The organism is Pantoea sp. KPR_PJ (assembly GCF_041386365.1).
Lineage (GTDB): Bacteria > Pseudomonadota > Gammaproteobacteria > Enterobacterales > Enterobacteriaceae > Pantoea.
Window position 1 is genome coordinate 197,950 of the sequence record NZ_JABMIK010000002.1, and the last position, 16,188, is coordinate 214,137.

Genomic DNA, 16,188 nt, shown 5'->3' on the forward strand with positions numbered 1-16,188 from the left:
GCGCAGGCTTGCTCTCTGGATAAGCGAATCGGTTACAGTAGATCGTCCCAGTTCATAAGCAGCTTCGCGGGCAGCGACTGCGCCAGCAGCGACTCATCGGGCGTCCAGCTCTCCCAGTGGCGGAATGCGGCGAAGTTCAGACCGGTCAGCGACTCCAGCGCGCTAACCGTAACGCGATACTCATCCACATCAGGCCGCGGCGTCACCAACGGATGCGGCAGCACGCGGCGCGGCTCATCCAGCAGATCCGCCTGACTGACCAGCAGCGCGGTTGCCTGCGGCTGGCCTGTTTTGCCAATACGCAGTACCACCTTCCAGAACATCAGCGGCACCTTCCACTCCGCATACTGCCGCCACTGATCGTTCAGCACCGGCCCGGTCAGGACGCTGATCTTGCGCTTCGAGGCCAGCACGCCTGATTCCAGAATGTAACGCTCAACGCCCTGCCAGTATTTCAGGCTCTGATTAAAGCGAAAATGCTGCGGGGAGCAGTTGGTAAAATGGAAGGTGTCCTTGTTGGCGCGTACCGCTTCTGCTGCTGTTCCCCAGGTAGGATCGCTGCGTCGGGTGAGATGTCCACGATCGAACCAGCGGCTGTACTCGCTGTAAAAGCGCTGTCCGGTGACGTAGCGGCTGTCGATACGGCTCTCGTCCACCCAGCGATCCGCCTCCTCCAGCAGCGATGGCTGACCGCTGGCACGGTCAATGGCCAGATAACGTGCGCCGTCGATATTGGTGGCTGTGAAAAAGGCGAGACGGCGCTCGGCGTTCATCAGCAGCGAGAAATGCTCATAGTCGAGCTGCGCCTCTGCTCCCGCTCTTCCATCGCGTAGCGGCGCAACCTCGGCCGCACGCGGGGAAATGATTGTCGCCAGATCAACAGGTGCACCCGCAAGAAAATCACGCTGAAAGCCGTCCCGGTTGCTGTAGTGGGTATCGGGTGAGGTCGCGCCAGGTGAGAAGGTGGCGGCGCCCGCAGTCAGAGCCTGCATTAACTGCGCCTGCTGCGCCTCTGGCAGCGACGGCAACGTCCCCTTTAGCCAGTCGATAATGGCGCTGATGCGAATGCCTTCATTGACCCAGCCGCTGTCGCTGTCGACGCCGCCGTGATGCAGCGCTATCAGCTGCCAGCCGTCATTAAAGACAGGTGCGCCAGAGGAACCGCCGTCGGTATCAGCCGCGTAGTGCAGTAGCTGCTGGTGGCGTGCCAGCAGCGCATTATTGCGCAGGGTAAGCTGCTGTGGCGCACCGCCGGGATGATGGATAAGGTTGAGGCTGATGCCCAGCGCATGCTTGTCATTACGATCGTTAAGCGCAATCGGCTGGGGAAATTCGCCGCTGCCAGCGACGGGTTCGCCCAGCGCCACCAGCGTACAGTCCAGGTCACTGGTGGGGCTGGTCAGAAAGAAGCGTTGCGCATCCAGTGTCCAGGTGATGCCGTCATCCAGTTCACCGCTTTCCGTCCGCCGCCAGCCGAACTGCACCGTTACGCGTCCCTGTTCCAGCGGCTCCGGCAGCAGGTGATGGTTGGTCACAAAAAGCCCGCCGTGCGTAAGAAACCCGCTGCCTTTTGGCACACCATCTTCCCGTAGCAGCCCTACGCCGCGTGCGTTATCCAGACCCTGCTGTAAAAAAGCGACCGGCAGCAGATCGTTGCTGTCGCCCACGATCACCCCCTGCCGCAGATGCTGCTGAAAAGCATAGCGCCGGGCGCGGTCGGGATTGGGCTCAGCCGGATTGCCCTGCGCCAGCGCAAGGCGGGTCTGCTCGCGCTGCTGTGCGGTCAACGCCAGCCGCGACTTAATCAGCGCAGCACGCTCCTGGTCGATCATTTGCGTCTCCATGATAAAAAGGACTCTGCCCTGTTAAGCATAGCCGCTGTCGCTGAAGGCTTCCCGCCCTCAGGCCTCTGTCGGGCACGCACGACACGAACCCAACAGGCATAAAAAAGCCCGCGTCACTGTGCGCGGGCTTGAGTAATAACAGGGACCGCTACTTTTCATGATAGCGGTGCACGGAAGGATAATATTCAAAGCCGTAAAGCTGGCTGACCGGGATCAGCAGGTCAGGCGCCAGACTGGCCTCGGTCTCAGGATACTCCGTGCTCACAGGGGCAAGGAGAGCATCGAATCGCTTTTTCCACAGTTGCAGTAGTGCTGTCACTAGTCAGGCCCTCATCATGTCAGGACCTCAGTTAAGCGCGTTCACCGCCACAACTGAACCATGAATTTTTGCAGTGCAATCCCGGAAAACAGATAACTCCGGCGTGGTCACGGCTGCTGTTTCACCATCATCTTGCGATAGTTATCCAGCCACTTGCCACTCTTCAGTCGCCACCAGAAGCAGACGCCGCGTACTGCCCAGTCCAGAAACATCCCAAGCCAGACGCCGACGACGCCCATACCGAGCATGATCCCCAGCACGTAGCCGACGACCACGCGCGCGCCCCACATGCTGAACATCGAGACATACATGGTATAGCGCGCATCGCGTGCGCCTTTTAAGCCTGCAGGCAGCACCCAGGAGGCCGCCCAGATCGGCATAAAGGCGGCGTTCAGCCAGATAAGATGCTGCGTCACGCTAATGACGTCAGGATCGCGGGTGTAAAAGCGCGCCAGCACCCCGGAGAGCGGCACGGTCATAAAGGCCAGTGCACAGAGGCAGAGGCTTGCCAGCCAGAACACGTGCCTGATCTGCCGTTCTGCCTGATAGACCTGATTTCGCCCCAGACGCGTCCCGGTGATAATGGTCGAGGCTGATCCCAGCGCATTGCCCGGCAGGTTAATCAGTGAGGCGATAGAAAACGCAATGAAGTTACCGGCAATGGCGTCAGTGCCCATGCCCGCCACAAATACCTGCGTCAGCAGTTTACCGCCGTTGAACAGCACCGACTCAATACTCGCCGGTACGCCGATCCCCAGCACCTCCATTAAAATTTTGCGATCCCAGCGGCGGAAATAGCTCGGCAGACTGATTTTTAACGAAGCGTTAAAGCCGATCATCAGCACGTAGATAACGCCGATGGCACCGATATAGCGTGAGATGGTCAGCCCCAGCCCTGCGCCGATAAAGCCCAGGCCATCCCAGGAAAAGGCGCCATAGATCAACACGCTGCTGATAACGATATTAAGAATATTCATTCCGCCGTTAATCAGCATCGGGATTTTGGTATTGCCCGCTCCGCGCAGTGCGCCGCTGCCGATCAGCGCAATCGCCGCCGCCGGATAGCTCCAGGCCGACACCTGCAAATAGCTCAGCGCCAGCTCTTTCACTTTTGGCTCTGCGCCACCGGCAATGAGATCGATGATCAGATGTCCCCACAGCTCGATAGCAAACACCAGCAGCAGTGACAGCACCGTCATCAGCGCCAGCGACTGGCGCGTGGCGGCGCGGGCGCGCTTGCCGTTGCGCTTCGCCAGACTAAAGGCCACCACCACCGTAGTACCCAGATCGATAGCGGCAAAGAAAGAGATAATGATGATGTTGAAACTGTCTGCCAGCCCAACGCCCGCCATCGCCTCTTTGCCCAGCCAGCTCACCAGGAATGTGCTCAGGACACCCATCAGCATCACGCAGAGGTTTTCGATAAAGATGGGCACTGCCAGTGGCGTGATCTCACGCCAGAACAGCGTGCGATAGAAGCGACGTTTGGGATACCACGCCGTGCGCTTTATCGCCTGCATCATTGCTACGCCAGGATTTTGCAAGGGAATAACCAAATCAGAACAGATTGGACAGGAGTTCTAATGATGAGTGCGCTTAGCGGTTTATGCAAAGCGTTTCCCTGATTTTTCAATCATTATTACACTCTTTTATCGCCGTTTACCGTAGCGGCGGCTGCACCGCCCAGATAGGCGCTGCGCACGTCTTCATTATCCAGCAATTCCCGGCCGCTGCCGCTGAGCCGGATCTCCCCGTTCACCATCACATAGCCGCGGTCGGCGAGCGCCAGCGCGTGACGGGCATTTTGCTCCACGAGAAACAGCGTCATGCCCTGTCGGGTCAGCTCGCGCAGAATGGCAAAAATCTGTTTGACGACAATAGGCGCAAGTCCAAGGCTCGGCTCATCAAGCAGCAGCAGTCTGGGACGACTCATCAGCGCGCGGGCTATCGCCAGCATCTGCTGCTCGCCCCCGGACAGGGTCATCGCCCGCTGTTTACGCCGCTCCAGCAGGCGCGGGAACAGCGCGTACATGCGCGCCAGATCGCTTTTCTGATGTTCACTGCCGATGGCGATGGTGCCCATCTGCAAATTCTCCTCCACCGTCATATCGGCGAAAATGCGTCGGCCCTCCGGTGCCTGGGCAATGCCGCTGGCGGCAATAAAATGGGTGGAGCGATGGCTGATCGGCTCCCCCTGAAAATAGATTTCACCCTGTGCAATGCGCGGCTGACCAAAAATCGACATCAGCAGCGTCGATTTTCCTGCGCCGTTAGCACCGATTAGCGCGACGGTTTCGCCCGGATAGACGCTGAGTGATACCTTTTTCAGCGCCTGCACCGGACCGTAAAAGAGATCGACCGCCTCAAAGGTTAACATTGGCTCAGCCATGAAGTTCCTCCTCCTCTGCGCCCAGATAGGCGGCAATCACGCGCGGGTCCTGCTGTATCTGCCGCGGCGTGCCCTGTGCGATAACGTCGCCGTGATCGAGCACCACGATATGATCAGAGATCGCCATGACCATCGGCATATCGTGCTCAATCAGCAGCACGCTAATGCGGTGATCGGCGCGCAGGCGATGCAGTATCGCGCTCAGCGCCTCGGTTTCAACCGGATTGAGTCCCGCGGCGGGTTCATCCAGACAGATCAGCTCGGGCTGAGTGCACATGGCACGCGCAATCTCCAGCCGTCGCTGCTGACCATAGGAGAGCGTGCCCGCCAGCCGGTTAGCGGTGGCGGCGAGGTCGACCATCTCCAGCCAGTAAAAGGCGCGATCCAGCGCGCGATTTTCCGCCTCGCGATAGCTTCGGGTGTTGAACACACCCGCCAGCAGGTTTCGGTTTGCCAGCATATGCTGCGCCACCAGCAGATTCTCAATCACTGACATCTCACGGAACAGGCGGATATTCTGGAAAGTCCGCGCCAGTCCGGCGCGGTTCACCAGGTGCGCGCCGCCGAACATTTTGTACCAGATACGTGAGCCAAGCTGTGCAGGCCGCAGCCAGTCCTGCGGCTCAATTTTCTGCCCGAGTATCTGGATGACGTCGGTGCTGCGAGCCTGGGCATTGAGCAGGATACGTCCGCCGCTGGCGCGGTAAAACCCGGTCAGGCAGTTAAAGACGGTGGTTTTTCCCGCGCCGTTGGGGCCGATCAGCGACGTGACCGAGCCACGCTGCACGCGCAGACTCACGTCATTCAGTGCCCTGATGCCGCCAAAGCGCATCATCAGGTGTTCCACCTGGAGGATGGCATCATTCATGGCGTACTCCTTTGCGCGGTACCACGCCGACACGACTGGTGCGCACCAGGCCGCGCGGTCGCCAGATCATCATTACCACCATCAGTATGCCAAACAGCAGCACGCGGTATTCAGCGAAGCTGCGCAGCAGCTCAGGTGCTACCGTCAACACAAATGCCGCCAGCACCACGCCGAGCGTCGATCCCATTCCGCCCAGTACGACAATCGCCAGGATCAGCGCCGATTCAAAAAAGGTAAACGAAGTGGGATTAACAAAGCCCTGATAGCTGGCAAAAAAGACGCCTGCGATGCCCGCAGTGGAAGCGCCCAGCATAAACGCCGACAGCTTGACCAGCACATGGTTAAGGCCCATTGCACGGCAGGCGATCTCATCTTCGCGCAACGCTTCCCATGCGCGGCCGACCGGCATACGCGTCAGGCGGTGCTTGATAAACAACACCAGCGCGACGACCAGAACCAGTACGACATAGAGAAAGATAAACTTCATATTGGGGTTATAGTCGAGGTGGAAAAATTCGTGGTACGGCACGCCGCCTTCGCGCGCGCGGCGGCCAAACTCCAGCCCAAGAAAGGTAGGCGACGGCACAGACACGCCGTTCGGCCCGCCGGTAAAACTCAGCCAGTTGGTCAGCACCAGACGAATAATTTCGCCAAAGCCGAGCGTCACAATCGCCAGATAGTCGCCGTGCATGCGCAGTACCGGAAAACCGAGCAGCGCACCGGCCAGTGCCGCCAGCAGCGCAGCCAGCGGCAGCATGCTCCAGAAGCCCAGCCCAAGATACTGATAGCCAAGCGCCAGCCCGTAGGCACCGATGGCGTAAAAAGCCACGTAACCGAGATCGAGCAGTCCCGCCAGGCCGACAACGATATTCAGGCCCAGCCCAAGCAGAACGTAGATCAGGCCGAGGATTGCCACGGTCAGCAAATATTTGCTGGAAAGAAAAGGAAAAGCGAGCGCCACGACCAGCAGCAGCGGCAGGATCCAGCGCAGCCGCGAACGGTATCCCGGCTCGCGCACGTAGACGCCATCATCGGCGCCCTCAAAGCGTCTTAGCAGCGTTTGCCCACCCGCCGTTTGCAGAAACAGGCTAAGCAGCAGCCGCCCCACCATGACGATCGCAACCAGCAGCGCCACGCGCATCGGTGCCAGATCAAAGCGGTAACCTTTTAGCACGACGCCCACTACCGGCCCGAATACCACCAGCGCTATCAGCCCGGCCAGCAGCGTATCGCGTAGCGCCTGACGAATCTTCAGAGAGTCACTCATCGTTGCGCCCTCATACTTTTGCCACCAGCGGACGGCCAAGTAATCCCTGCGGCCGGAAGATTAAAATCACCACCAGCAGCGCGAACGAGAAAACGTCTTTGTAGTCAGAGTTGACCAGCCCGGCGAACTGCGCTTCCGCTACGCCAAGCAGCAGTCCACCCAGCATCGCGCCAGGCAGCGATCCGATGCCACCCAGCACCGCCGCCGTAAAGGCTTTGATACCGATGATAAAGCCAGCATAAAAATCAAAGGTGCCGTAGTTCATCGTCACCAGGACGCCCGCCAGTCCAGCCATTGCCGCACCGATAACAAACACCAGTGAGATGACCCGATCGGTATTGATGCCGAGAATGGCCGCCATGCGTCGATCCTGCTGCACCGCACGACAGATGCGCCCCAGCCGGGTGTACTGGATAATCCAGGTCAGCAGCGCCATACCGCAAAAGGCCGCCACCAGGATAAAGACCTTAGTCCAGGTGATCTGCACGATGCCGCCGTCAAATTCGACGCGCAGTACACCGGTAAGCAGCGTGGGCACCCCCTGCTGATTGGGTCCCTGACTCAGCTGGACGTAGTTTTGCAGGATCAGCGACATCCCGATGGCAGAGATCAAGGGCGCGAGGCGGGTTGAATGACGCAGCGGTCGGTAGGCGATGCGCTCAATCGTCCAGCCATACACCGCCGTCACTACCACGGTGAAAAGCAGCGTGCCGAAAATCAGCAGCGGGAAAGAGTGCACACCAAAAAAGGAGAGCAGCGCCAGGCCGATGGCGCAGAGATAGGCGGAAATCATATAGACCTCGCCGTGGGCGAAATTGATCATGCCGATAATGCCGTAAACCATGGTGTAGCCGATGGCAATCAGCCCGTAAACCGCGCCCAGCGTCAGGCCGTTGATCAGTTGCTGAAGTAAGAAGGCATCCATAATAAAGTCTCTGCGCAACGCGGGCCGTGCAGCGGCGACCCGCAGAGGAAAGCCCCGCCGCGCGGGGCAGCCAGGGGGCTTACAGCTGGTGGTATTTGCCTTTATCGTCCCACTGATAAATGACGTAATCAGAGACTTTCAAATCGCCTTTACTGTCCCAGGCTTTTTTACCCATAACGGTGGGCACATCGTGTGATTTCAGCCACTCACTTGCCTTTTCGTTGTCTTTGCCTGCGCCTTTATAGGCGGCAGCCAGCGCCTGGACAGAGGCATAAGCGTAGAGCGTATAGCCTTCCGGTTCGAAACCGCCCTGACGGAATTTTTCAATGACCGCTTTGCCGTCGGGGATCTGGCGGGGATCGTTACCAAAGGTCATATAAATGCCATTGGTATACTGCGGCCCGCCTGCGGCAGTCACCAGTTCCTGCGTCACAATGCAGTCGCCAGAGAAGAAATCAGCTTTTACCCCCTGCTCGCGCATCTGGCGCACCAGCGGTCCCGCTTCCGGATGGCAGCCGCCGAAGTAGACCACGTCGGGACTGGCCTGCGCGATTTTTGTCACCAGCGCGTTGAAGTCTTTTTCGCCGCGCGACAGCCCCTCATACATCACCTCTTTCACGCCGCGCGTCTCCAGCGCCGCTTTGGTTGCGTCGGCCAGCCCCTGACCATAGGTGTCTTTATCGTGGATCACCGCAACCTTTTTCGCCTTCAACTTGTCGATCATAAAATTGGCCGCAATTGCCCCCTGCTGATCGTCGCGACCGCACATGCGAAACAGGGTTTTCATGCCGCGCTCGGTAATCTGTGGGTTAGTGGAGCCTGGCGTGATCGACAGCACGCCCGCATCGTCGTAGACCTCTGACGCAGGCATGGTGCTGGATGAGCAAAAATGGCCGACAACGGCCATCACTTTGTCCTGATCGACCAGGCGGTTTGCCACCGCCACCGCCTGCTTCGGCTCGCAGGCGTCATCGCCCTGAACCAGCACAATTTTTTCACCGTTAATGCCCCCGGCGGCATTGATATCTTCAGCCGCCTGTGACGCCCCTTTCCAGTACTGCGCACCATAGGTGGCATTCGGCCCGGAAAATGGCCCGGCGACGCCGATTTTGATCTCTGCCTGCGCACTGAGCGCGGCGCTGAAACAGCCTGCAATCACGACGTTTAATGACAACTTGATCATTTTCTGAGACATGCTGTCTATCCTCAACACAGTTAGTTTGCGTTTGCCCGACCACGGCGCAGGAGTAATACATGTTGTTTTTCAGGTTCAGGAAAGTCATGTGCGGCTGCGACAGCCGACATGTATCGCAAGCAAGAACCTCGCCAGAACGGATCAGATAGCAAGATTTCGCTGAAGGAAGGTGGCAACGCCAGCGACAGCGCACGACGTCACCTTCTGGTTCATTTAAACGTAGGCGGGGATTGGCAACACGCCAGCACCCTGTTGGTGCATAATGCGGTTGATCACAGATTCTTGCCCTGCGACAGCGGCAAACCCGCTAAGCTGTGGGTGAGGTCACTTATTACCAGGAGAGCGAATGCCTACACAACGGAAAAGCCTTAACCGCCAGCAGGCGCTGGACGAACTTGAACGCCTGTACGACGACGCCGTGAATGCCCTGCGCGCCGCCATTAAAGTTTATACGGAACAAGGTGAGTTACCCGATGCCGCCGCTCGCCATGAAGGGTTATTTGTTTACCCTGAGTTGCGCATTACCTGGCGCGGTGAAGGCCCGCAGCAGAATCGCACCCGTGCCTGGGGACGCTTTACCCATACCGGCAGCTACAGCACCACCATTACGCGCCCGGCGCTGCTGCGCCACTACCTGAGCGAACAGCTGGCGATGCTGGAAAAAGAGTATGAGGTGGAAATTCAGGTGGGGCCATCCAGCCAGGAGATCCCCTATCCTTACGTTATTGATGGTTCCGATCTGTCGCTCGATCGCACCATGAGCGCCAGCATTGCGCGACATTTTCCAACCACAGAGCTGTCACAAATTGGTGACGAGACCGCCGACGGCCTGTTTAATCCAGACGCCATTTTCCCGCTGTCGCATTTTGACGCGCTGCGCACCGACTTCTCTCTGGCACGCCTGCGCCACTATACCGGCACCTCGGTCGAGCATTTCCAGCCCTTTGTGCTGTTCACCAACTACACGCGCTATGTTGATGAATTTGTGCGCTGGGCCACCGAGCAGGTGCGCGATCCCAATAGCGATTATGACAGCCTGGCCTGCGCAGGCGGTGCGGTGATAACCGTCGATACGGCTGAAGACGATGCAGCTATGCTGGATCTGGCGTGGAAAAAGCACCAGATGCCAGCGTGGCACCTTACGTCGCCAGGGCGACGCGGCATTACCCTGGTGAATATCGGCGTTGGCCCGTCCAACGCCAAAACGATTTGCGATCACCTGGCGGTCATGCGCCCTCACGCCTGGCTAATGATTGGACACTGCGGCGGCCTGCGCGAAAGCCAGCGCATCGGCGATTATGTGCTGGCCCACGCCTACCTGCGTGACGATCATGTGCTCGACAGCGTGTTGCCACCCGATATTCCGGTGCCGAGCATTGCCGAGGTGCAGCGTGCACTCTATGACGCCACTAAAGCGGTGAGCAATATGCCGGGAGAAGAGGTCAAACAGCGACTGCGTACCGGCACCGTGGTCACCACAGACGATCGTAACTGGGAGCTGCGCTACTCCGCTTCGGCGCTGCGTTTTAACCTGAGCCGTGCGGTCGCGGTTGATATGGAGAGCGCCACCATTGCCGCGCAGGGTTACCGCTTCCGCGTTCCTTATGGCACGCTGCTGTGCGTATCGGACAAGCCACTGCACGGTGAAATTAAGCTGCCGGGCCAGGCGAACCGCTTCTATGAGGGGGCTATCTCTGAGCATCTGCAAATAGGGATCTGCGCGGTAGAACTGCTGCGCGCCGAGGGTGACAAGCTGCATTCACGCAAGCTGCGTACCTTTAACGAGCCGCCGTTCCGCTAACCGGCAAAATCACGGGATAACGTTTCCGTGTATTTTCGTCACCCGATGCAGTAAAGCGGGATCCACTCCCGCTTTACCAGGTCAGATGCAAAAAGCGGGAGCCGCTCCCGCTTTACCAGGTCAGATGCAAAAAGCGGGAGCCGCTCCCGCTTGACTATCTCAACAGCCAGAACTCTCTCGCTACCCAGCCAAGTACGGCTAACACCGCTGGCACCAGCAGCGTCCAGGTAATACGATCGTTGAGATGATCAAACTTGTCATCAATACGCACAAACTTTTCATCTATACGCTGGAACCTGTCATCTATGCGCTCGAACTTTTCATCCATGCGCTCGAGCCTGACATCTATGCGCTCAAACTTTTCATCCATGCGCTCGAGCCTGACATCTATGCGCTCAAACTTTTCATCCATACGATCGAACCTTTGATCTATACGCTCAAATTTTTCATCGCTATGTCCATCCCTGTCGTCATTGCGTTTTAAGGCCTCATCAAGACGCACATTTATCGCATTAATCCTTCCGGCCTGTTCACTATTCTGCTTTTCAATCCGGGCAAACCCCTCCAGCATTTCGCAGCGCAGTTTAAACTGCCCTGTCCACAGCGCTTCCACATCTCTCTTCGTCGCAAAATGCTGCGCGCGTTCGGTCAGCACAGCCAGTTCCGTTTTAATCTGATGGGTATTCTGCTCAAGCCGATCAACACGTTGGGTGAGCCGTTCCATGGGATTACCTCCTGACAGCTGAAGAGGGAGTAAAAGCGGGGGCTGATAGCGGGGTTCATAATGTGATGCCTGTTCCATGAGGATCTGCTCCCTGGCGCGTTATCCATTCTGTTGCTGACGCCTGCCCGCACCGTTGGAAATTTAACCAGCTTTTCGCTCAGATAACATTCCACGTTTCGCTAATTTGTCAAAAATTAGCCAGCAGATTGCGCAGCCGCGTTGCTTCTGAGTGACATCATCGCCGCAGCAGGAACGCGTTAACACCTTTTCTGACACATTCTGGAAGCCAGTACGCAATCCTTTCTGAAGAAACACGAAATGCGCGCAAGCGATATCGCCTGACGCGCAGAGACAGGAGCAAGGGGGCGCAGCCTGTCGCTGCGCCAGCGGAAGGGATCAGGCGCTCAGCCAGCCAAGCTTGATGACGAACAAAATTGAGAGGATAACCAGCGCCGCGTTAATTTCTCTGGTGCGACCACTCAGCAGTTTCACCACGGTCCAGGTAATAAAACCGAAGGCAATTCCGTTGGCGATTGAGTAGGTCAGCGGCATTGTCAGCGCGGTGACGGTAACCGGCGCCGCGGTCGTCACATCTTTCCAGTCGATTTCAGCCAGACCAGAGGCCATCAGCACCGCAACAAACAGCAGCGCCGGAGCAGTGGCATAGACCGGCACACTCCCCGCCAGCGGCGAGAAAAACAGCGCCAGCAGGAACAGAATCGCAACAACAATGGCGGTCAATCCGGTTCGTCCGCCTGCACTCACCCCAGCGGCCGATTCCACATAGCTGGTGGTGGTTGAGGTGCCCAGCAGCGAGCCAAACAGCGCAGCAGCACTGTCTGCTACCAGCGCGCGACCCATTTTCGGGATGTTGCCCTGCTCATCGGCCAGGCCAGCGCGTTTGGTTACGCCCAGCAGCGTGCCGGTGTTGTCGAATACGTCGACAAACAGAAACGCAAAGATCACGCTGACCAGGCCGACATTAAACGCCCCGGCAATATCCAGCTGCATAAAGGTGGGGGCAATCGAGGGGGGAGCAGAAAAGACGCCGGCAAAAGGCGACAGGCCGATACCCATTGAGATAAAGGTGATCAGCAGAATGCCGATCAATACTGCACCGGTGACGCGACGGGCTTCCAGCGCGACAATCACCACAAAGCCGAGCAGCGCCAGCAGGGGGCCGGGCTTCGTGAGATCACCCAGTCCCACCAGGGTCGCCGGGTTATCCACCACAATGCCAGCGCCTTCCAGCGCAATCAGCGCGAGAAACAGCCCAATACCGGCGGCAATACCCGCACGCAGGGGCAGCGGAATGCTGGCAATAATCCACTCGCGGATTTTAAAAATCGACAGCGCAAAAAAGATTACCGCGGAGAGAAATACCGCACCCAGTGCAATCTGCCAGGTGTAGCCCATGTGCAGCACAACGGTGTAGGTAAAAAAGGCGTTAAGGCCCATACCTGGCGCCAGTGCAATAGGATAGTTGGCAATCAGCCCCATTAACACCGAACCGATCGCGGCGGCCAGGCAGGTGGCCACGAAGACAGCGCCTTTATCCATTCCGGTCGCGCCCAGAATGCTGGGATTGACAAAGAGAATGTAGGCCATCGCCAGGAAGGTGGTAATGCCCGCAACCACTTCGGTTCGAACCGTTGTGTTGTGCGCTTTTAGCTTGAACAGTTTTTCTAACATCATCATCTCTCAAGAGCGGAGACGGCACGAATGCGCGTTCTCACTTGCCAGTGTGGGTTACATGCTGATTATTGTGTTACTCACGCGCAGCGGGCCGCTGCATGCTGACGGCCGCTGACGTAACGCCCTGTTTCTGCGTCAGACCTGAACAGATAGCAAGCACTGTGCCACACTCAGACGCAATCGTTTACTTCGCCAGCCCTGGCAATTTCTAAGAGAAATCTGAACCAAATCGAGGCGCGATTATGGTGCATTGCCCCGATGCTGCGCAATCGTTTTCATCTGCGCTGATCGCTCATTAAAATTCTGCGTTACCGCACGCTTCAGCAATCGCAACCGCGATATCGCTCACGTTTCCGTTGCGCGGCAGCGCGGCACAAATCGCCCCGTGTACAATCTTGTTAACCTTTTATTAACTTTGAGGTCGTGCGGTATGAAACCCGCCATTCTGGTTATCGACGATGATAAAGCTGTCTGTGAACTGCTGCAGGATGTGCTGAGCGAACAACAGTTTTGCGTTTACTGCTGTCACTACGGGCGAGATGCACCGGCACTACTGGCACAGTATCCCGATATTGCGCTGGTAATGCTGGATATGATGCTGCCAGACACCAACGGCCTGCTGGTTTTGCAACAGCTACAGCGTCAGCGTCCGGATCTGCTGGTCATGATGCTGACGGGAATGGGCTCTGAAGCAGAGATGGTGGTTGGACTGGAAATGGGTGCGGATGATTACATAGCCAAGCCGTTTAACCCGCGCGTGGTGGTGGCCAGAGCGCGCGCGGCGCTGCGGCGCGGCGGGCGTGTACCCCAGCCGGAGGCCGCAAACCCCTGCTGGCGCTTTAATGGCTGGCAGCTGGATGAGTCACGCTGCCAGCTGTTTAATCCGCAGCATGAACCGGTTCCGTTGACACAGGGCGAGTATGCGCTGCTGCGTGCGCTGCTGCGCCACGCACGCAAGGTGCTGACGCGCGATCAGCTGCTGGAGCTGACGCACGGTGAAAGCCTTGACGTGTTTGACCGCACCATCGACGTGCTGATCATGCGCCTGCGCCGCAAAATTGAAACCCACCCGCACCAGCCGGAGCTGATCCGCACCATACGAGGGCTCGGCTATGTCTTTTCCGCTGATGTCGTACGACCGGAAACGGTCCGGCTGTCAGCCTGAACAGGCCGCAGCCGAACCGCCCGGGACTATTTCACCGTCCAGCCTTTGTAGCTGCCAACGTTGTTGCGATCGATCAGCGTAACCGGGATCAGGACCGGCTTATCGGGGGCCGGTTTGCCCTGTAAAATGTCATAGCCAATCTCGACCGCTTTCGCCGCCATTACCTGGGGATCCTGCGCGGGCGTGGCAACAAACAGCGAGTTCTTACGCTTCAGGGCCTCTTCGCCATCGGGAGATCCATCGACGCCAACAATAAAGAATTCGTTACGCTGCGCCTGTTTCGCTGCCAGATCGGCACCGATCGCGGTTGGATCGTTAATAGCAAATACCGCATCCACTTTTGGGTTGGCTGACAGCAGCCCGGTCATCACCTCCAGCCCGCCTTCGCGGCTGCCTTTCGCATTCTGATTCCAGGAGAGCAGCTTGATCTCGGGATGGCGCTTCAGCTCGGTCATGCAACCCTCCACACGGTTCTGCACGGCGGAGACTGGCGGCCCGTTAATGATCAGCACATTGCCCTTCTCTTTCAGGCGATCGGAAATATATTTACAGGCAATCTCACCCGCCTGGGTGTTGTCTGAGGTAATGGTTGCGTTGGCTCCGTCAGCCGCCACGTCCACTGCCACGACCACGATCCCGGCGTCACGCGCACGTTTTACCGCAGGCGCGATGCCTTTGGAGTCCGCAGCGTTAAGGATAATCATGTCGACCTTTGCCGCAATAAAGTTGTCGATTTGCGCTACCTGCTGGCCGAGATCGTAGCCGCTGGAGACCAGCGTCACGTTGACCTTATCCCCCGCCAGCTCGTGCGCCTTCATCTCTGCGCCCTTGGTAATCTGCACGAAAAACGGATTGGCGAGATCGCCGACGGTGACGCCGATAGATTTAAGCTCTTTTGCCTGGGCGACAGAGGCGCTGAACAGCGTCGCCGCCAGCAGCCCGGTTACAATCGGATTGAAACGCATAGACCTTCTCCTGCTGTTATTAAAATCGCCAACGGCTGAATGGCGGAGGGTAAAGAAGCGATGTGCCGCGATCAGGAGACGTGATGCCGGGTGCGATATTTGTCGATCAGCACCGCAATAATAATCACCGCGCCCTTGATCACCAGCTGCCAGAAATAGGAGACCCCCATCAGCGTCATGCCGTTATTGAGCGTGGCAATGATCAGCGCGCCAATCAGCGTGCCGGTAATGGTGCCGATACCGCCGACAAAGCTGGTGCCGCCAAGGATGACTGCGGCAATCGCGTCAAGCTCATAGCCCACGCCGAGGTTGCCGTTGGCGCTATAGAGGCGTGACGCTGACATCAGCCCGCCCAGTCCCGATAACAGCCCGCTCATGGCATAGACAAACAGCAGCACAGCGCTAACCTTGATGCCGGTCAGCCGCGCCGCCTGCATGTTGCCGCCAACCGCATAGATGTGCACACCCAGCGTGGTGCGGCGCAGAATAAACCAGCAGATGGCAATGACCGCAAAGGCGATAACAATCAGCCAGGGGACCGGCCCGAGATAGCCGTTACCTATCCACTCAAAGCTGATATCGGAGTTAATCACCGTCGTGCCGTTCGCCAGCAGGTAGGCGGCCCCGCGCAGCGCCGTATAGGTACCAAGCGTCACGATAAAAGGCGGCAGTCCCGCCCAGGCGACCAGGATGCCGTTAAACAGCCCCATGACCAGTCCCGCCCCCAGCGCCATGGGAATAGTCATGCTGGCGAGCATGGGATCGAGTGACGCCACCATGGCAACCACCGCCGTGGTGCCCAGCATGGAGCCCACCGACAGATCGATCCCGCCGGTAAGGATCACAAACGTCATGCCAGCCGCCAGCACAATATTGATCGACGCCTGCCGGGTAATATTCAGCAAATTGGCCTCGGTGAAGAAATTGGGCGCAATCACGCCAAACACCACCACAATCAGCACCAGAATGGGCAGAATGCCAACGGTTTGCAGCAGATCGGCCATCAGCGCCCGTTTAACGGTGGGCGACTT

13 protein-coding genes are annotated in these 16,188 nt (G+C 58.0%); 2 read left to right on the plus strand and 11 right to left on the minus strand.

Annotated features, from left to right (window positions below; genetic code table 11):
• Positions 1 to 32: 32 nt before the first annotated feature.
• The 7 genes from HP564_RS05700 to HP564_RS05730 all read right to left on the minus strand — a co-directional run bounded on the left by HP564_RS05700 (position 33) and on the right by HP564_RS05730 (position 8,807).
• On the minus strand, positions 33 to 1,832 hold the full coding sequence (locus HP564_RS05700; RefSeq protein ID WP_371241070.1) for a DNA/RNA non-specific endonuclease: 1,800 nt from the start codon (positions 1,830 to 1,832) through the stop codon (positions 33 to 35).
• 438 nt (positions 1,833 to 2,270) lie between these two features.
• Complete coding sequence (locus HP564_RS05705; protein WP_371241988.1) at positions 2,271 to 3,683, minus strand: EmmdR/YeeO family multidrug/toxin efflux MATE transporter; 1,413 nt, start codon at positions 3,681 to 3,683, stop codon at positions 2,271 to 2,273.
• 119 nt (positions 3,684 to 3,802) lie between these two features.
• The gene (locus HP564_RS05710; protein WP_371241072.1) at positions 3,803 to 4,552 is read right to left on the minus strand and encodes an ABC transporter ATP-binding protein; all 750 of its coding nucleotides are present in this window, start codon (positions 4,550 to 4,552) and stop codon (positions 3,803 to 3,805) included.
• Positions 4,545 to 5,420, minus strand: coding sequence for an ABC transporter ATP-binding protein (locus HP564_RS05715; RefSeq protein ID WP_371241074.1), 876 nt, complete (start codon positions 5,418 to 5,420; stop codon positions 4,545 to 4,547). Before HP564_RS05715 ends, HP564_RS05710 begins: the two co-directional genes overlap by 8 nt.
• The gene (livM, locus tag HP564_RS05720) at positions 5,413 to 6,687 is read right to left on the minus strand and encodes a high-affinity branched-chain amino acid ABC transporter permease LivM (protein WP_371241076.1); all 1,275 of its coding nucleotides are present in this window, start codon (positions 6,685 to 6,687) and stop codon (positions 5,413 to 5,415) included. The genes HP564_RS05715 and livM overlap by 8 nt, the downstream gene beginning before the upstream one ends.
• Before the next feature lie 10 nt (positions 6,688 to 6,697).
• Positions 6,698 to 7,612, minus strand: coding sequence for a branched-chain amino acid ABC transporter permease LivH (locus HP564_RS05725; protein ID WP_371241078.1), 915 nt, complete (start codon positions 7,610 to 7,612; stop codon positions 6,698 to 6,700).
• A 79-nt stretch (positions 7,613 to 7,691) separates the two neighbouring features.
• On the minus strand, positions 7,692 to 8,807 hold the full coding sequence (locus HP564_RS05730) for a branched-chain amino acid ABC transporter substrate-binding protein (protein WP_371241079.1): 1,116 nt from the start codon (positions 8,805 to 8,807) through the stop codon (positions 7,692 to 7,694).
• Between the two features lie 346 nt (positions 8,808 to 9,153).
• On the opposite strand from HP564_RS05730, the gene HP564_RS05735 reads away from it, so the two are divergent.
• Positions 9,154 to 10,608 carry an AMP nucleosidase gene (locus HP564_RS05735; protein ID WP_371241081.1) on the plus strand — a complete coding sequence of 485 codons (1,455 nt, stop codon included), beginning with the start codon at positions 9,154 to 9,156 and terminating at the stop codon, positions 10,606 to 10,608.
• A gap of 154 nt (positions 10,609 to 10,762) precedes the next feature.
• On the opposite strand, the gene HP564_RS05740 is transcribed toward HP564_RS05735, so the two are convergent.
• Both HP564_RS05740 and HP564_RS05745 read right to left on the minus strand, forming a co-directional pair.
• Entirely contained in the window at positions 10,763 to 11,332 is a 570-nt protein-coding gene (locus HP564_RS05740) for a hypothetical protein (RefSeq protein WP_371241083.1), read from the minus strand.
• A 396-nt stretch (positions 11,333 to 11,728) separates the two neighbouring features.
• Positions 11,729 to 13,027: an NCS2 family permease gene (locus tag HP564_RS05745; protein WP_371241085.1), complete on the minus strand. Its 1,299-nt coding sequence runs from the start codon at positions 13,025 to 13,027 to the stop codon at positions 11,729 to 11,731.
• Positions 13,028 to 13,457: 430 nt separating this feature from the next.
• Here HP564_RS05745 and HP564_RS05750 point away from each other — a divergent pair, with 430 nt between their 5' ends.
• Positions 13,458 to 14,192 (plus strand): winged helix-turn-helix domain-containing protein, encoded by a 735-nt coding sequence (locus tag HP564_RS05750; protein ID WP_371241087.1) that lies wholly within the window; start codon positions 13,458 to 13,460, stop codon positions 14,190 to 14,192.
• Between the two features lie 26 nt (positions 14,193 to 14,218).
• Here HP564_RS05750 and HP564_RS05755 read toward each other — a convergent pair whose 3' ends face one another.
• Positions 14,219 to 15,157, minus strand: a complete 939-nt coding sequence (locus HP564_RS05755; protein WP_371241089.1) for an ABC transporter substrate-binding protein — start codon at positions 15,155 to 15,157, stop codon at positions 14,219 to 14,221.
• 71 nt (positions 15,158 to 15,228) lie between these two features.
• Positions 15,229 to 16,161 (minus strand): ribose ABC transporter permease, encoded by a 933-nt coding sequence (locus HP564_RS05760; RefSeq protein ID WP_371241990.1) that lies wholly within the window; start codon positions 16,159 to 16,161, stop codon positions 15,229 to 15,231.
• Between the last annotated feature and the right edge of the window lie 27 nt (positions 16,162 to 16,188).